We start from the raw sequence: 13,467 nt of genomic DNA, 5'->3' as shown, positions 1-13,467 counted from the left end.
CGACTGCCGGCGCTCAATGGCCACCGCCCGGCGTATTCCTCACGGGCTTCACCGGAATGCGCAGGTAGGCGACCCCGTTGTCCTGCGCTTCGGGGAAGCGGCCGGCGCGGATATTGACCTGGACCGAGGGGAGCAGCAGGCGCGGCACGGCAAGGTCGCTGTCGCGCGTCTCGCGCATGGCCACGAATTCGTCCTCGCTCACGCCCTCGTGCACATGCACGCTGCTGCGCTTCTGTTCGCCGACCGTCGTTTCCCACGCATACTCGCTCCGCCCCGGGGCCTTGTAGTCGTGGCACAGGAACAGACGGGTATCCTCGGGTAGCTCCAGCAGGCGGCGGATCGAGCGGTAGAGCCGGCGTGCGTCGCCGCCCGGGAAATCCGCGCGGGCTGTGCCGAAATCGGGCATGAACAGCGTGTCGCCGACGAACACCGCGTCTGCGATTTTGTAGGCAACGTCCGCCGGGGTGTGACCGGGCACGTGCAGCACTTCGACATTGAGAGAGCCGATGGCGAACCGGTCGCCATCCTCGAACAGGTCGTCGAAATCGGACCCGTCGGGTTTGAGATCGTCGAGCCCGAAGACCGGGCGGAAGATCTTCTGCACATCGCGGATATGCGCGCCGATGCCGATCCGCGCGCCGGTCTTGCCCTTGATGAAGGGCGCCGCGCTCAGGTGGTCGGCATGGGCGTGTGTTTCGAGCACGCGCTCGATCGTCACGCCTTCCTCCTGCGCGACAGCGACGATCGCCTCGGCGGAGCGCACATCCGCCTCGCCCGAAGCAAGATCGAAGTCGAGAACGGGGTCGATCACCGCGCCATGGGCGGTGGCCGGGTCCCAGACCAGATAGCTGACCGTGTTGGTCGGTTCGTCGAAGAAGGCGCGAATGCGGGGGTGCGTCATGACGGGTCTCCATCGGGCTTGTTGTTGACGCTTGACATATATTAGCGATTGCTTATTTAGCAAGTCCTAATGCAAACAGAACCTCTTCTCGCCCCCGCAGACCTCGCCACTTTCGAGGCCAATGCATCTTCCGTTGCCGAGCTGCTCAAGGCGCTCGGCAACACGCGTCGCCTGATGGTGATGTGCAAGCTGGCCGAACATGGCGAGATGCGTGTGAACGCGCTCGCCGAGGAGGTCGGCCTGTCCCAGTCCGCGCTCTCGCAGCACCTTGCGAAGATGCGGGCCGAGGGTCTGGTCGATTCCCGGCGCGAGGCACAGACCGCCTGGTACCGCATCGCCGACCCGCGCTGCCGCACCCTGCTGGCGACCCTTCACGATCTCTATTGTCAGGAGTGACCCCCCATGACCGCGACCCAGATGACTGCTACCCCCAAGACCGTCTCCCCTGCCGAAGCCAAGCGCATGATCGCCGAGGGCGCTCGGCTGGTGGATATTCGCGGGACCGACGAGTTCGCGCGCGCACGCGCTCAGGGCGCCGAGAATCGCCCGCTGGACCAGATCGAGCGGATCGATTGCGACGGCCCGATCGTGTTCATGTGCCGCTCCGGCATGCGGACCGGCAGCAATGCGCAGCGGCTCGCCGCGTGCCATGATGGCGAGGCCTTCCTGCTCGAAGGCGGGCTGGAAGGCTGGCGCAAGGCCGACCTTCCGGTGGAAGAAGACCGCAGCCAGCCGATCGAGATCATGCGGCAGGTTCAGATCGCCGCCGGGTCGCTGGTGCTGCTGGGCGTGATCCTCGGTCTGCTGGTTGCGCCGGGATGGTTCGCGCTATCGGGCTTCGTCGGTGCGGGGCTGGTCTTCGCAGGCAGCACCGGCTGGTGCGGCATGGCGTATCTGCTTGCGATCATGCCGTGGAACCGGCGGGCCGCAGCGGCCTGATCGATGGACGCGGTCCACATCCTCCTCACGCTGCTTTCGGGCGGCGTGATCGGCTTCGTGCTGGGGCTGGTCGGGGGCGGAGGCTCGATCCTCGCCGTGCCGCTGCTGGTCTATGCGGTGGGGATGCAATCGCCGCACATGGCGATCGGCACGGCCGCCGTTGCCGTCGCGCTCAACGCGCTGGTCGGGCTGGTGGGACATGCACGAGCGGGTAATGTCCGCTGGCAATGTGCGCTCAGCTTTGCGGTTGCCGGATCGGCGGGCGCGGCGCTGGGGGCGGAAGCGGGCAAGGCGGTCGACGGAGAAAGCCTGCTGGGTCTCTTCGGCGGGCTGATGGTGGTGGTCGCGCTGCTGATGCTGCGCGGGCGCACGGCGGCGGAGAACCCGCTGGTGCGGATGACCCGAGCCAATGCCAGGTCGCTGCTTTCGCGCATTTTGCCGATCGGCTTCGGCACCGGACTGCTGGCCGGATTTTTCGGGATCGGCGGCGGTTTCCTGATCGTGCCGGGGCTGGTCTTCGCAACCGCCATGCCGCTGTCGCTCGCGATTGGCAGCTCACTGGTCGCGGTCAGTGCCTTCGGGATCACCACTGCCGGGTCCTACACCCTTTCGGGCATGGTCGACTGGACGATTGTGGCCTGGCTGGTCGCCGGGGGCATCGGCGGCAGCGTGCTCGGGCGTGGAGCCGGGGCGCGTCTGGCCACACACAAGCGCGCGCTGGAGGTTGGCTTCGCTCTCCTCGTTGCGGGCGTAGGCCTGTGGGTCATCGCCAATTCTCTGGTCTGAGCGGGTGCCGCTCCGCAGGGGTGCGGATGATCCGGAACCGCCTGCCGTGCCTCTCGTCTGTCAGGACAGAAGGAGATTATTCTAATGGCAAACATCAGCACCGGCAGCGCGAAGTACGAAGGCTTCGGCAAGGATGGCAAAGGCCACGTCTCGACCGAGTCGGGCGCGCTTTCCAACCAGCCCTATGGCTTCAACACGCGTTTCGAGGACGAGCCCGGTACCAACCCCGAAGAACTGATCGGCGCGGCCCATGCGAGCTGCTTCACCATGGCGCTGTCGTTCCAGCTGGCCAACAAAGGCCACTCTGACGGCACGATCGAGACGACCTGCAAGGTGACGCTCGAAAAGGACGGCGACGGCTTCAAAGTCAGCAAGTCGGCGCTTTCGGTAACCGGCAGCGGCGAAGGTCTGGACAAGGCCACGTTCGAGGAATGCGCCAAGACGGCCAAGGAAAATTGCCCGCTTTCCAAGCTGCTCGACACCGAGATCACGCTGGAAACCGCCTTCAACGGTTAAGTTCGTGCGACAGGGGCGTGACCGCGATCGCGTTTACGGCGGCGGTTGCGCCCCTCTCAACAGTGCTTCCCCCATCTCCCGCGCCGCGCTGCGCAAACCGTCGTCAGACAGCTCGCGCGCGGTCCAGAATGACAGCGCGCCGCGAAAGCCGATCGCCAGCTGCCTTGCCAGCGGGGCGGTGACCTCGCCATCCGCGCCCTCGCCCTGCTCCGTAACGAGCGCGCGTTCCCACAGGCCCGTCGAATGAGCCATGACCTGTGAAGGTTCGGGCGGCGGTGTGCCGATCGACGCCATGACCACCCGGTTCACTTCCGGCTCTTCCAGCATCACATCGACGGCCGTGTCGATCGCGATACCCACCCGCTTTGAAGCATCGCGAGGCAACTGCGCCGCGGTGTAACGCGCGATCATCAGATCGATCCGGCGACCGGAGATGGCCTGCATGATCGCCGCCTTGCTTTTGAAATGATTGAACGGCGTCGCGAAGCTCACCCCCGCTTCGCTGGCGAGATCGCGCATGGTGAAGTCCGCGCGCCCGTCGCGCAGCAGCCGCTCCGCCGCGTCCACGATCCGCATCCGCATCGCGTCGGCGCGGCCGCTTCTGCCGCTGCCCCTTGCCTCGTTCGCACTCATCGCTTATTTATATCATGATATAGAGCCATTGCATTCCGGAGTATCGTATGAGCACCCCTTCCACCAAGACATTCCTGATCACCGGCGTCAGCTCGGGCCTCGGCCAGGCATTCGCCACAGCCGCGCTCGAGGCCGGACACCGGGTCATCGGAACCGTCAGGCGCAGCGCCGATGCGCAGGCCTTCGCCGCCCTCTCCCCCGAGCGGGCGCATCCGCTGGTGCTGGACGTGACCGATTTCGACGCCATCCCTGCGGCGGTCGCGGAGGCGGAGAACACCACCGGGCCGATCGAGGTGCTGGTGAACAATGCGGGCTACGGGCACGAGGGCGTGCTGGAGGAATCGACGATCGACGAGCTGGAGCGCCAGTTCGCCGCCAACGTCTATGGCCCGGTCGCGATGATCCAGGCGGTGCTGCCCGGAATGCGCGCGCGGCGCAGCGGGCATATCGTCAACGTCACATCGATGGGCGGCTTCATCACCATGCCCGGGATCAGCTTCTACTGTGGCAGCAAGTTCGCGCTGGAGGGAATATCCGAAGCGCTCGGCAAGGAAGTCGCCGATCTGGGCATCCACGTGACTGCGCTGGCACCGGGCCAGTTCCGCACCGACTGGGCCGGGCGCTCGATGCAGCGGACCCCGCGCAGCATCCCGGATTACGACGCAGTCATGGACCCGCTGCGCGCCGCGCGGCAGGCGAAGAGCGGCCAGCAGCCCAACGATCCGGCCAAGGCGGCGGCGGCACTGCTCGAGCTTGTCGAAGCGGAGAACCCACCTGTGCGGCTGTTCCTTGGAGAAGACGCGCTCGGCCTCGTCGAAGGCAAGCTCGACTCGATGCGCGCCGAACTGGCGCAGTGGGACGCGGTCAGCCGGTCGACCGGCTACGATAGCTGACCCGCGCTTCGCGGAGTCAGCGCGCCGGCGATCCGTCCAGGTTTTCGAGCGTGGCACTGGCACAGACGCCTGAGTCGGTGCCCGTCTCGTCCCCGTGGCCCAGCTGCGTGAGGGCAAGGAAACCGCCGATCAACAGCACCACGAAGAGCGTGGTGAGCGGCACCAGATAGGCATCGATGATCCGCTTGATCGGCGCGCCGAACAGGCGGAACAGGATTCCGACCGCCATGAAGATCAGCCCGCGGCCCGCCAGCGCGGCCAGCGTGAAGGTCAGCAGGTTCATGTGGACGAACCCGGCGGTGATCGTCAGCAGCTTGAACGGAATCGGCGTCGATCCGGCGGCGAAGATCACCCACCAATCGTTTGCCTTGAGGTAGCATGCCGCCTGCGGGAAGGCGTCGGACAGGCCGAGGATACCGATCAGCCAGGCACCGACCGCATCGTACAGCAACGCTCCGATGGCATAGCCGAACAGCCCGCCGACCACCGACGCGAGCGTGGCGATGATCCCGAAACGGACCGCCTTTTTCGGCTCGGCGAGGCACATCAGGCCCAGCAACGGGTGCGGCGGGATCGGGAAGAAGCTCGATTCGACGAAGGCGAACAGCGCCAGCCACCACTGGGCGTGCGGGTGCGCAGCCTTCTGCATCGTCCATTCGTACAAACCGCGCAGCATGGCAGTGCCCCAGCCTTTTCCCGTGAAGTCCGCCGCTTAGGCGAGGTGCGATGGGCGCGCAAGCACGGCTCGCACCTGCATAATAACCATATGGGTTATTTTAATCTTGACATCGTGACGCTCTTTGGTTAGTCGTTAGGAACATCGCGATGGTGCGGACGCCCCGGACATGGGGGCAAGCCTGTCGCCACGGCCCACACCAGATTTCAGGGCACCTTTCTCCATGACCAGCAGCAATCGCTCTTCGCCCCGCCCGGGGCCGAAGCGCAAGAACGTGCGCTTTACGCAAGCGCAGAAGGACACCGAGGGCGAAGGCCCGCTCAACAGGCACTGGCGGACCTATTTCCTCCAAGAGCTTGCCGCGACCTCGAACGTTGCCGCATCTGCCCAATTCGCCGGGGTTTCTGCCGCCCGCGCCTACAAGACGCGGCGCGAGCATGCCGATTTCGCGGCCGACTGGCGCGCCGCACTGTTCGAGGGGTACGAACATCTCGAGATGGAAGTGCTGGCTTGCCTGCGCGGGCAGGACCCGCAGCGCAAGATCGACATCGCCAACGCGATTCGCCTGCTTGCCGCGCACCGGGCCGCCGTGGTGGAGGAGCGCGCCCGGCGTGGCGGGCGGGACGAGGCGGAAATCTTCGCCGCACTCGATCGCAAGCTGGCGAAAATCCGTTCGCGCCGGATCGCCCCTTCGGGAAAGGTGATCGATGCCACACAGAAACCCGCTCAGGGCGCAACGGATGGAGGATAGCGCACTCGACCGGCTGGCGTATCTTGCGCCTGCCGGCTTGGCGGACTGGTGCGGTTCGCTGTCGAACGAAGAGGCCAACGCGATCGGTTTCTACTGGCACTTGTGGGCGCGCCCCGAACAATTGCCGCCGCCGGGCGACTGGCACACCTGGCTGATCTGCGCCGGGCGCGGCTTCGGCAAGACGCGCGCGGGTGCCGAATGGGTGCGTGCTATCGCCCACAGCGATCCCGATGCCCGGATCGCGCTGGTCGGCGCCTCGCTGGGCGAGGTGCGCAGCGTGATGATCGAAGGCGAAAGCGGCATCCTGGCGGTGTGCGCGCCCGACCATGCGCCTGTGTGGGAACCATCGCTGCGGCGTCTCTCATGGCGCGGCGGGGCGCAGGCCACCTGTTACTCGGCGGCCGAGCCGGAAAGCCTGCGCGGCCCGCAAAACGGTTATGCTTGGCGCGACGAAATCGCCAAATGGGATATCGCTTCGGAGCGTGCCACGCGGGCATGGGACAACTTGCTGATGGGCCTGCGGCTGGGCGAACACCCCCGCGTACTGGCGACAACCACGCCGCGCGCCGTCCCGCTGGTCCGCCGCCTGCTGGAAGAAGCGGAGGGCGGCGACGCGGCGCTGACGCGCGGTACGACGTGGGACAACAAGGACAACCTGCCGACGCGCTTCGTCAAACGGATGAAGCGCCAGTTCTCCGGCACGACGCTGGGCCGGCAGGAACTCGACGGCGAATTGCTGACCGACATCGAAGGCGCGCTGTGGAGCCGCGCGCTGCTGGAGCAATGCCGCATGACTCCCCCTCCCCTTCAGGGGAGCGAGCGGGGCTGCCGTCCTGTCCCCCTGACAGGATCGGCGGGCGCACCGCTGGGGGGAGGGGCCGCGACCGGCGCAGACGCCCTCACCCGCGTCGTCATAGGCGTCGATCCACCCGCGAGCGCACAAGGCGATGCCTGCGGGATCGTGGTCTGCGGCAGCGATGAGGAAGGCCTCGCCACCGTCCTCGCCGACGCAAGTGTCGAACGCGCCTCGCCCGAGAAATGGGCCCGCGCGGTCGCTCGCGCTGCCGAGAAATGGGAGGCCGACCGCGTGATTGCCGAGGCCAACCAGGGCGGCGCAATGGTAGAAAGTGTGCTGCGCGCTGGCGAAGTCTCGCTGCCGGTCAAACTGGTCCACGCCAGCCGCGGCAAGGTCGCCCGCGCCGAACCTGTCGCCGCGCTCTACGAAGCAGGCCGCGTGCGCCACGCGGGGCTGTTCGCGAAGCTGGAGGACCAGCTGTGCGGCCTTACGATCGGTGGCGGCTACGAAGGCCCGGGCAGATCGCCCGACCGCGCCGATGCGCTGGTCTGGGCGCTGACCGAGCTGATGCTTACCGCCGCAACCAAGCCACGAATTTCCCAAATGTAGGGAAACCGTGTGTCGGCCCTTCTTGGTCGCCCGGTCCCAGCGCGGTCGGCGAGGTCCGCCGTCCAAATTTCGATCTAACGTCGTCGCCAGAAAGGTGCCAACCCGTTGCACGTTTGCCGTACCAATTGAGTCCTACTTTCAGTCCATCTTTCTGTAGGTCTGGCAGCCATTTATCGAGCCAGTCTTCCAGATCGATCTCATCGAGCTCCAATCCGCCATAGGCAGGTACTGTCTCGATGATCTTCTGAGCGCGGCCTTTGGTCGACCAAAATGGCATCGCCCGCTCACCTTCCGCGTTCTTGGGTGCCGGATAGCCGCCATCATCCCTGACCGCCCATACAGAGCGGTTTTTTTTAGCTTCTTCGACGAAGACAGCCACTTGTGCACCTGAGAGGCTCATCACGGCCTTACTGACAACTAGCCAAATATTGCGCAAGTCCTCGATGCTCTGCTGCGCCTAAAGTAGTTCCTGACCGGAGACCCCCATGTCCTTCCTCAATACCATCACCTCCGCCTTCAAGGGCGGGGGGAGCGCCCGTGTGCCTATTGCGCGCGGGTTTGCCTCGCCGTGGGCTTCGGCCTTCGAGATGCGCGGGGCATCTGCGCCGCCGTTCGACTATTCGACGAGCCTGCAGGCCGGATACGCCTCCAACCCCGTCGCCCAGCGGGCGGTGCGGATCGTGGCCGAGGGGGTGGGGGCCGCGCCCGTCTCGACTCCGGAAACGAAGGATGCGGAGGCGCTGCTCGCGCTCGTCACCGCGCCGTCGGCTGGCCAGTCGCTGATCGAGACCATCGCGGCACACCTGCTGCTCCACGGCAATGCCTTCGTGCAGGTCCTCAAGGACGGCAGCGGCAGGCCGGTCGAACTGTTCGCACTCCGGCCCGAGCGGGTGACGATCCGCCAGCGCGCCGACGGCTGGCCGGAAAGCTTCGCCTACCACCTCGGCGCGCAAACGCATGTGATCCCGCTGGAGGATGAGGATGGCTGGCCCGAGCTGATCCACCTCAAATGCCTCAACCCCGGTGACGATCACTATGGTGCGGGCGCATTGAGCGCCGCGGCGCAGGGAATCGCGATCCACAACGCGGCGAGCCAGTGGAACCATGCCCTGCTGGAGAATGCCGCGCGGCCCTCCGGCGCGCTGGTCTATGCGCCGGGCGACGGGCAGGGGCTGACCGCCGACCAGTTCGAGCGGCTGAAGGCCGAGCTTGCCAGCGCCTTTCAGGGGCAGGGCAATGCCGGGCGTCCGATGCTGCTCGAAGGCGGGCTGAGCTGGCAAAGCATGGCGCTCTCGCCTGCCGATATGGACTTCGCGACGCTCAAGGCAGCGGCGGCGCGCGACATTGCGCTCGCCTTCGGGGTGCCGCCGATGCTGCTCGGCCTGCCGGGCGACAACACCTATTCCAATTACCGCGAGGCCAACCGCGCGCTGTGGCGGCTGACGCTGCTGCCGCTGGCGGACAAGATCTTCGGCGGCATCGCGCAGGGCCTTTCGCCTTGGTTCGCAGACGCGGCGATTGCCGTCGACCTCGACCGGGTGCCCGCGCTCTCCGAAGACCGCGAGCGGCTGTGGAAGCAGGTCAGCGAGGCAAACTTCCTGACCGACGAGGAGCGCCGTGCGATGCTGGGGCTAGAACGGCCATAAAGGCGGCACTTCGCCTTGGTAATTATCGGTGAAGCTGCACTCGTGCCGGTCGTAATGGTAGCTTCCGCCACGGTCGACGCACGTGTCCGCCGCCCAGAAGTCACGCGATTGCAGGTATACCAGACCGGCGAGCACCGGCGCGGCACACGCCGCCACCATGACCAACACCCGGCGCAGATTTACCACTTCCGACCCCCTTCAGCGGGTCGATCCTGCCCCATCACGAGAGGTTAGTGAACCCATGACCAATGACGATATGCTCGCCCGGCTGCTGTCGCAGGCGAATGGCGAAGGGGCCGAGCTGATTACGCTGCGCGCCATCGCCGAAGAGGCGAGCGAGCTGGGTGCGCAGCGCGCGCTCACCCGCATCGGCCTGTCGGACGAGGGTGCCTCGGGCGATATCGGCGAGCTGCGCGAGCTGCTGCAGGCGTGGCGCGATGCCAAGGCGAGCGCGTGGAAGGCCGCGATCGAGTGGCTGGTGCGCGGGATGTGCGCGCTGCTGCTGCTCGGCATTGCGGTGCGGCTGGGCGTGCCGGAGCTGCTCAAGTGAGCGCGGTGCCGCGTGTCTCCTCCCCCTGGAGGGGGAGGTCGGGTGGGGGTGTACCGCCGTCCGAAAGCGCAGTGCCCCCACCCCCAGCCCCTCCCCCAAGGGAGGGGAGTCTCAGGATCGCCGGCTACGCGGCGCTGTTCGACATTGCCGATGCCGCGCGCGACACGATCCGGCGTGGAGCCTTCGCCGCCACGCTCGCCCGAAACCGCGACCCGCTGCCGCTCTACTGGCAGCACGACCCGCGCCAGCGGATCGGCTGGGTCGAGTGGATCGGTGAGGACCAGCGCGGCCTCCGAGTCGTCGCCCGGATCGACCGCCCAAGGAGCCGGGCTGCCGCCATGCTGGCTGCGCGCGCCGTCAGCGGGCTCAGCTTCGGATACCGCGCAACACAGACGCGACACGGTCCGCAAGGCCGCGAACTGATCGCCGTCGATCTCATCGAAGTCAGCCTCGTCACGCATCCCTTGCAACATGGCGCACGGGTCCACCTGATCGCCTGAACCAGCCGCCAACACCCCATCTCCCTCCGCAGCCGCCCGATGGGCGGCTTTTTCGTGCCCAAGAGAAAGGCTCTCCATGGATATCCAGACCCCGATTACCGAGACCCCTGCGACCGATCCCCTCGATGCCAGCTTCGACATCGTCGCCCGGCAGGACGCGCTCGAAGCAGACGTCACCACGATCCGCACCGAACTCGACGAGGTGAAGGCGCGCGTCGACAAGATCGGCCGCGCGGCGCAGCGTCCCGCGCTTTCTGCCGGCGAGAGCGCACCTGCCGAGGTGAAGGGCTTCGTCGATGGCTACCTGCGGCGCGGCGCAGTTCATGAGATCAAGTCGCTCTCCGGTACCAGCCCGAGCGATGGCGGCTACGCCGTGCCGCGTGCAATCGACGCGATGATCGCCCGCGCGCTCACCGATATCAGCCCGATCCGCGCCATTGCGCAGGTCGTGCAGACCGGCACCGCAGGCTATCGCAAGCTGATCGCGACCGGCGGCACCGCCAGCGGCTGGGCGGGCGAGGTGGCGGAGCGGCCGGAGACCGACACGCCGACCTTCGCCGAGATCGCACCGCCCACCGGCGATCTCTACGCCAACCCCGCCGCATCGCAGGCCATGCTCGACGATGCGGCCTTCGATCTCGAGAGCTGGCTGGCGAGCGAGATCGCGATGGAGTTCGCTCGCGCAGAGGGTAGCGCCTTCGTCAATGGCAGCGGCATCAACCAGCCGCGCGGCTTCCTGCAGGCCCCGACCAGCACGCTGGACGATGCGGCGCGCGCCTTCGGGACCTTGCAATATGTCGGTACCGGCAGCGCGACGGGGCTCGGCGACGAACCCGACCTGACGCTGATCGATCTGGTCCATACGCTGAAGGCGGGCCACCGGCAGGGGGCGAGCTTCGTGATGAACTCGGCCACTTTGGCCGAGGTGCGCAAACTGAAGACCAGCGACGGCGCGTTCGTGTGGCAGCCGGGCCTGGTCGAAGGCCAGCCCGATCGCCTGCTCGGCTATCCGGTCGTGGAGGCCGAGGACATGCCCGATATCGCGGCCGATGCCTGCCCGATCGCCTTCGGCAATTTCCGTCACGGCTACCTGATCGCCGAGCGCTCGGCCACGCAGGTGCTGCGCGATCCCTTCAGCAACAAGCCCTTCGTCCACTTCTACGCGACCAAGCGGATCGGCGGACAGGTGCTCGACAGCGCGGCGATCAAGCTGCTGCGCATCGAGGCCTGACGCCGGGGGATGCAGGCGGCTCTTGCCCGCCTGCATCCGTGCGCCCGCGCCGCTGCTGCACCTCCGGCTCCTCCCCTCGCCGTTGAGGACCCTGCGGCGCGGGCGCCTTTCCTTCCCTTTTCAGGAGACCGCCATGACACGGCCCATACTCCGTCGCGTCCTTGCCGGCGGCGATCTCGCGCCCGCCCTGGCCGAGCTGAAGCACTGGCTCGGCATCACGCGCTCCGCCGACGATGCACAGCTGATCGCCCTGATCGGTGCAGGGTTGGAGGCATGCGAGCGCTTCACCGGCCTCACCCCGCTCGCCGCCACGATCGAGGAAACGCACGATGCGAGCCACGAGTGGGCGCGGCTGACCACCCAGCCGGTCGTGCAGGTGACCGGCGTGGCGCTGGTCGATGCGCAGGGCGCGCGCACCACCCTGCCGGACGAGGGATACGACCTGCATCTGGCGGGCGACGGCTCGGCGCAATTGCGGCTGCGGCGCGGTCCCTTCGTCAGCCGCGTGGCTGCGACGCTGGAGGCGGGGCTTGCGTCCGACTGGGCGGCCATTCCCGATGGTCTGCGCCACGGGGTGCTGCGCTTTGCCGCCTATCTCTATCGCGAAGGTGAGGCCGCAGCTGCCGAACCCCCGGCAGCGATCGCGGCCTTGTGGCGGCCGTGGCGCATCGTGAGGCTGGCATGATCCGGGCGAAGATTCCGGCACTCGACCGGATCGCCTTCGCCCTCGAACGCCGGGCCTTCCGCCTCGCCATGCGCCGCGCGCAATGCGGGCGGAGCGCCGGCGGAGACTCGTGGCGCTCGCCCGACCGGCTCTGGCCCGACTTCGGAGACGACTGATGGAAACGCAGCTTCGCGCGACACTCATCGCGCATCTTGCTGCCGACGCGGGGATCGCGGCGGCGATCAACCTCGTCGACGAGGCGGAGATCGAACGGGCCAGCGCGCCCTGGCTCGCACTGGTCGCTTCGGCGTCGATCGACTGGGGCACCAAGACGCACGCAGGCCGCGAGGTGCGCGTGGCGTTCGAACTGCGCCTTCACGGCGATGATCCCGCGACCGGTGGCGAGACCGCCGAACGGATCGATGCCCGCATCCTCTCGCTCCCCGCCGGGCAGGACGGTTTTCGCGTGGTGAGCGCCGCCTTCCTGCGCGGCCGGGCCGAACGCCGACCCCGCAATGCCCGCGCCCTCCTGCGCGAATACCGCTTCCGGCTGCTGGCCGCCTGAGTCTCGCCCGCGGCTGATCGGGCGCGCTTCCTTACATCGAAAGGACATTTCCATGACCGCCCAGAAAGGCTCCGCCTTCCTTCTCAAGATCGGCGATGGCGCCCAAGGATCGGGTGGCCCGCCCGCCTACGAAACCGTCGCCGGCCTGCGCACGACGCAGCTCTCCATCAACGGTGACAGCGTGGTGGTGACGCACAAGGATTCGGGCGGCTGGCGCGAATTGCTGTCGGGCGCGGGCACGCGCTCGGTCTCGGTCAGCGCGGGCGGCATCTTCCTCGGCTCGGCGGCGGAGGCGCGGGTGCAGGCCCACGCGCTTGCCGGGACGATCGACGCCTATGAGCTGTCGTTCGAGGATGGCGCGCGGCTGCGCGGGCGCTTCCTCATCCAGCGGCTCGACTATTCGGGCGATTTCAACGGGGAACGCAACTACACGATCCAGCTCGAAAGCTCGGGCCCGGTCGCCGCGGTATGACCCAGAAACAGGTCCGGGGTGACGCACCCAATCCGCAACCCAATCGCCTGCGCGGCGAAGCCTCGATCCGCATCGCAGGCGAAACCCATGTGCTGCGCCCCAGCTTCACCGCGCTGGTCGCGGCGGAAGAGGAACTTGGCCCGCTCTTCGCACTGGTCGAACGCGCCGGAAACGGTGAGTTGCGGCTGACCGAGATCGCCGCGCTGTTCTGGCACTGCCTCGACCCGCGCGAGCGCCCGGCGCGCGATACGGTGGGGGAGGCGATCCTCGCAGGCGGGCTCGCCGCCAGCACGAAACCGCTGCGGGCACTGCTCGCCGCGATCCTCCAGGGGCGGTGAG

General features: G+C 67.3%; 21 protein-coding genes. 16 read left to right on the top strand and 5 right to left on the bottom strand.

All coding sequences use genetic code 11. The features are described from left to right. Positions 1–13: 13 nt before the first annotated feature. On the bottom strand, positions 14–901 hold the full coding sequence (locus ACYQ0L_RS08345) for an MBL fold metallo-hydrolase (RefSeq protein WP_459788597.1): 888 nt from the start codon (positions 899–901) through the stop codon (positions 14–16). A gap of 69 nt (positions 902–970) precedes the next feature. Here ACYQ0L_RS08345 and ACYQ0L_RS08340 point away from each other — a divergent pair, with 69 nt between their 5' ends. The 4 genes from ACYQ0L_RS08340 (at position 971) to ACYQ0L_RS08325 (ending at position 3,142) form a co-directional block, all read left to right on the top strand. Next, positions 971–1,297 (top strand): ArsR/SmtB family transcription factor, encoded by a 327-nt coding sequence (locus ACYQ0L_RS08340; RefSeq protein ID WP_459788595.1) that lies wholly within the window; start codon positions 971–973, stop codon positions 1,295–1,297. A 6-nt stretch (positions 1,298–1,303) separates the two neighbouring features. Then, complete coding sequence (locus ACYQ0L_RS08335; protein ID WP_459788593.1) at positions 1,304–1,840, top strand: rhodanese family protein; 537 nt, start codon at positions 1,304–1,306, stop codon at positions 1,838–1,840. A 3-nt stretch (positions 1,841–1,843) separates the two neighbouring features. Beyond that, on the top strand, positions 1,844–2,626 hold the full coding sequence (locus ACYQ0L_RS08330) for a sulfite exporter TauE/SafE family protein (protein ID WP_459788592.1): 783 nt from the start codon (positions 1,844–1,846) through the stop codon (positions 2,624–2,626). Positions 2,627–2,710: 84 nt separating this feature from the next. After that, positions 2,711–3,142 (top strand): OsmC family protein, encoded by a 432-nt coding sequence (locus ACYQ0L_RS08325; RefSeq protein ID WP_459788591.1) that lies wholly within the window; start codon positions 2,711–2,713, stop codon positions 3,140–3,142. 33 nt (positions 3,143–3,175) lie between these two features. Here ACYQ0L_RS08325 and ACYQ0L_RS08320 read toward each other — a convergent pair whose 3' ends face one another. After that, on the bottom strand, positions 3,176–3,718 hold the full coding sequence (locus ACYQ0L_RS08320; protein WP_459789020.1) for a TetR/AcrR family transcriptional regulator: 543 nt from the start codon (positions 3,716–3,718) through the stop codon (positions 3,176–3,178). Between the two features lie 104 nt (positions 3,719–3,822). Between ACYQ0L_RS08320 and ACYQ0L_RS08315 the strand changes: the two genes are divergently transcribed. Beyond that, a complete protein-coding gene (locus tag ACYQ0L_RS08315) occupies positions 3,823–4,668 on the top strand; it encodes an oxidoreductase (protein WP_459788589.1) in 846 nt (281 codons plus the stop codon). A gap of 16 nt (positions 4,669–4,684) precedes the next feature. Here the strand turns inward: ACYQ0L_RS08315 and ACYQ0L_RS08310 are convergent, their stop codons facing one another. Then, positions 4,685–5,344, bottom strand: a complete 660-nt coding sequence (locus ACYQ0L_RS08310) for a YqaA family protein (RefSeq protein ID WP_459788588.1) — start codon at positions 5,342–5,344, stop codon at positions 4,685–4,687. 223 nt (positions 5,345–5,567) lie between these two features. Here ACYQ0L_RS08310 and ACYQ0L_RS08305 point away from each other — a divergent pair, with 223 nt between their 5' ends. Both ACYQ0L_RS08305 and ACYQ0L_RS08300 read left to right on the top strand, forming a co-directional pair. Next, on the top strand, positions 5,568–6,095 hold the full coding sequence (locus tag ACYQ0L_RS08305; RefSeq protein WP_459788587.1) for a hypothetical protein: 528 nt from the start codon (positions 5,568–5,570) through the stop codon (positions 6,093–6,095). Continuing rightward, positions 6,085–7,500: a DNA-packaging protein gene (locus ACYQ0L_RS08300; RefSeq protein WP_459788586.1), complete on the top strand. Its 1,416-nt coding sequence runs from the start codon at positions 6,085–6,087 to the stop codon at positions 7,498–7,500. Before ACYQ0L_RS08305 ends, ACYQ0L_RS08300 begins: the two co-directional genes overlap by 11 nt. Here ACYQ0L_RS08300 and ACYQ0L_RS08295 read toward each other — a convergent pair. Further along, entirely contained in the window at positions 7,463–7,936 is a 474-nt protein-coding gene (locus tag ACYQ0L_RS08295; RefSeq protein ID WP_459788584.1) for a DUF2750 domain-containing protein, read from the bottom strand. The two genes, ACYQ0L_RS08300 and ACYQ0L_RS08295, sit on opposite strands and share 38 nt — an antisense overlap. 49 nt (positions 7,937–7,985) lie before the next feature. Between ACYQ0L_RS08295 and ACYQ0L_RS08290 the strand changes: the two genes are divergently transcribed. Further along, positions 7,986–9,146, top strand: coding sequence for a phage portal protein (locus ACYQ0L_RS08290; protein WP_459788583.1), 1,161 nt, complete (start codon positions 7,986–7,988; stop codon positions 9,144–9,146). Here ACYQ0L_RS08290 and ACYQ0L_RS08285 read toward each other — a convergent pair. Beyond that, on the bottom strand, positions 9,132–9,332 hold the full coding sequence (locus tag ACYQ0L_RS08285; RefSeq protein WP_459788582.1) for a hypothetical protein: 201 nt from the start codon (positions 9,330–9,332) through the stop codon (positions 9,132–9,134). The genes ACYQ0L_RS08290 and ACYQ0L_RS08285 overlap by 15 nt on opposite strands. Positions 9,333–9,387: 55 nt before the next feature. Here ACYQ0L_RS08285 and ACYQ0L_RS08280 point away from each other — a divergent pair, with 55 nt between their 5' ends. The 8 genes from ACYQ0L_RS08280 (at position 9,388) to ACYQ0L_RS08245 (ending at position 13,466) form a co-directional block, all read left to right on the top strand. Beyond that, positions 9,388–9,696, top strand: coding sequence for a DUF6127 family protein (locus tag ACYQ0L_RS08280; RefSeq protein ID WP_459788581.1), 309 nt, complete (start codon positions 9,388–9,390; stop codon positions 9,694–9,696). Positions 9,697–9,767: 71 nt separating this feature from the next. Then, a complete protein-coding gene (locus tag ACYQ0L_RS08275) occupies positions 9,768–10,196 on the top strand; it encodes an HK97 family phage prohead protease (RefSeq protein ID WP_459788580.1) in 429 nt (142 codons plus the stop codon). A gap of 76 nt (positions 10,197–10,272) precedes the next feature. Then, positions 10,273–11,427 carry a phage major capsid protein gene (locus tag ACYQ0L_RS08270; RefSeq protein ID WP_459788579.1) on the top strand — a complete coding sequence of 385 codons (1,155 nt, stop codon included), beginning with the start codon at positions 10,273–10,275 and terminating at the stop codon, positions 11,425–11,427. A gap of 133 nt (positions 11,428–11,560) precedes the next feature. Next, a complete protein-coding gene (locus tag ACYQ0L_RS08265) occupies positions 11,561–12,112 on the top strand; it encodes a head-tail connector protein (RefSeq protein ID WP_459788577.1) in 552 nt (183 codons plus the stop codon). Beyond that, a complete protein-coding gene (locus ACYQ0L_RS08260; RefSeq protein WP_459788576.1) occupies positions 12,109–12,267 on the top strand; it encodes a hypothetical protein in 159 nt (52 codons plus the stop codon). Before ACYQ0L_RS08265 ends, ACYQ0L_RS08260 begins: the two co-directional genes overlap by 4 nt. Continuing rightward, positions 12,267–12,656 (top strand): tail completion protein gp17, encoded by a 390-nt coding sequence (gene gp17, locus ACYQ0L_RS08255; protein WP_459788574.1) that lies wholly within the window; start codon positions 12,267–12,269, stop codon positions 12,654–12,656. The genes ACYQ0L_RS08260 and gp17 overlap by 1 nt, the downstream gene beginning before the upstream one ends. A gap of 52 nt (positions 12,657–12,708) precedes the next feature. Then, positions 12,709–13,128, top strand: a complete 420-nt coding sequence (locus ACYQ0L_RS08250) for a phage major tail protein, TP901-1 family (RefSeq protein WP_459788573.1) — start codon at positions 12,709–12,711, stop codon at positions 13,126–13,128. Further along, positions 13,125–13,466 carry a gene transfer agent family protein gene (locus ACYQ0L_RS08245; protein WP_459788572.1) on the top strand — a complete coding sequence of 114 codons (342 nt, stop codon included), beginning with the start codon at positions 13,125–13,127 and terminating at the stop codon, positions 13,464–13,466. Before ACYQ0L_RS08250 ends, ACYQ0L_RS08245 begins: the two co-directional genes overlap by 4 nt. The last annotated feature ends 1 nt before the right edge of the window (position 13,467 follow it).

The organism is Alteriqipengyuania triglochinis, assembly GCF_054655655.1.
The sequence above is the reverse complement of the archived record's forward strand: the minus strand, read 5'-3'. Positions and strand labels throughout refer to the sequence as shown.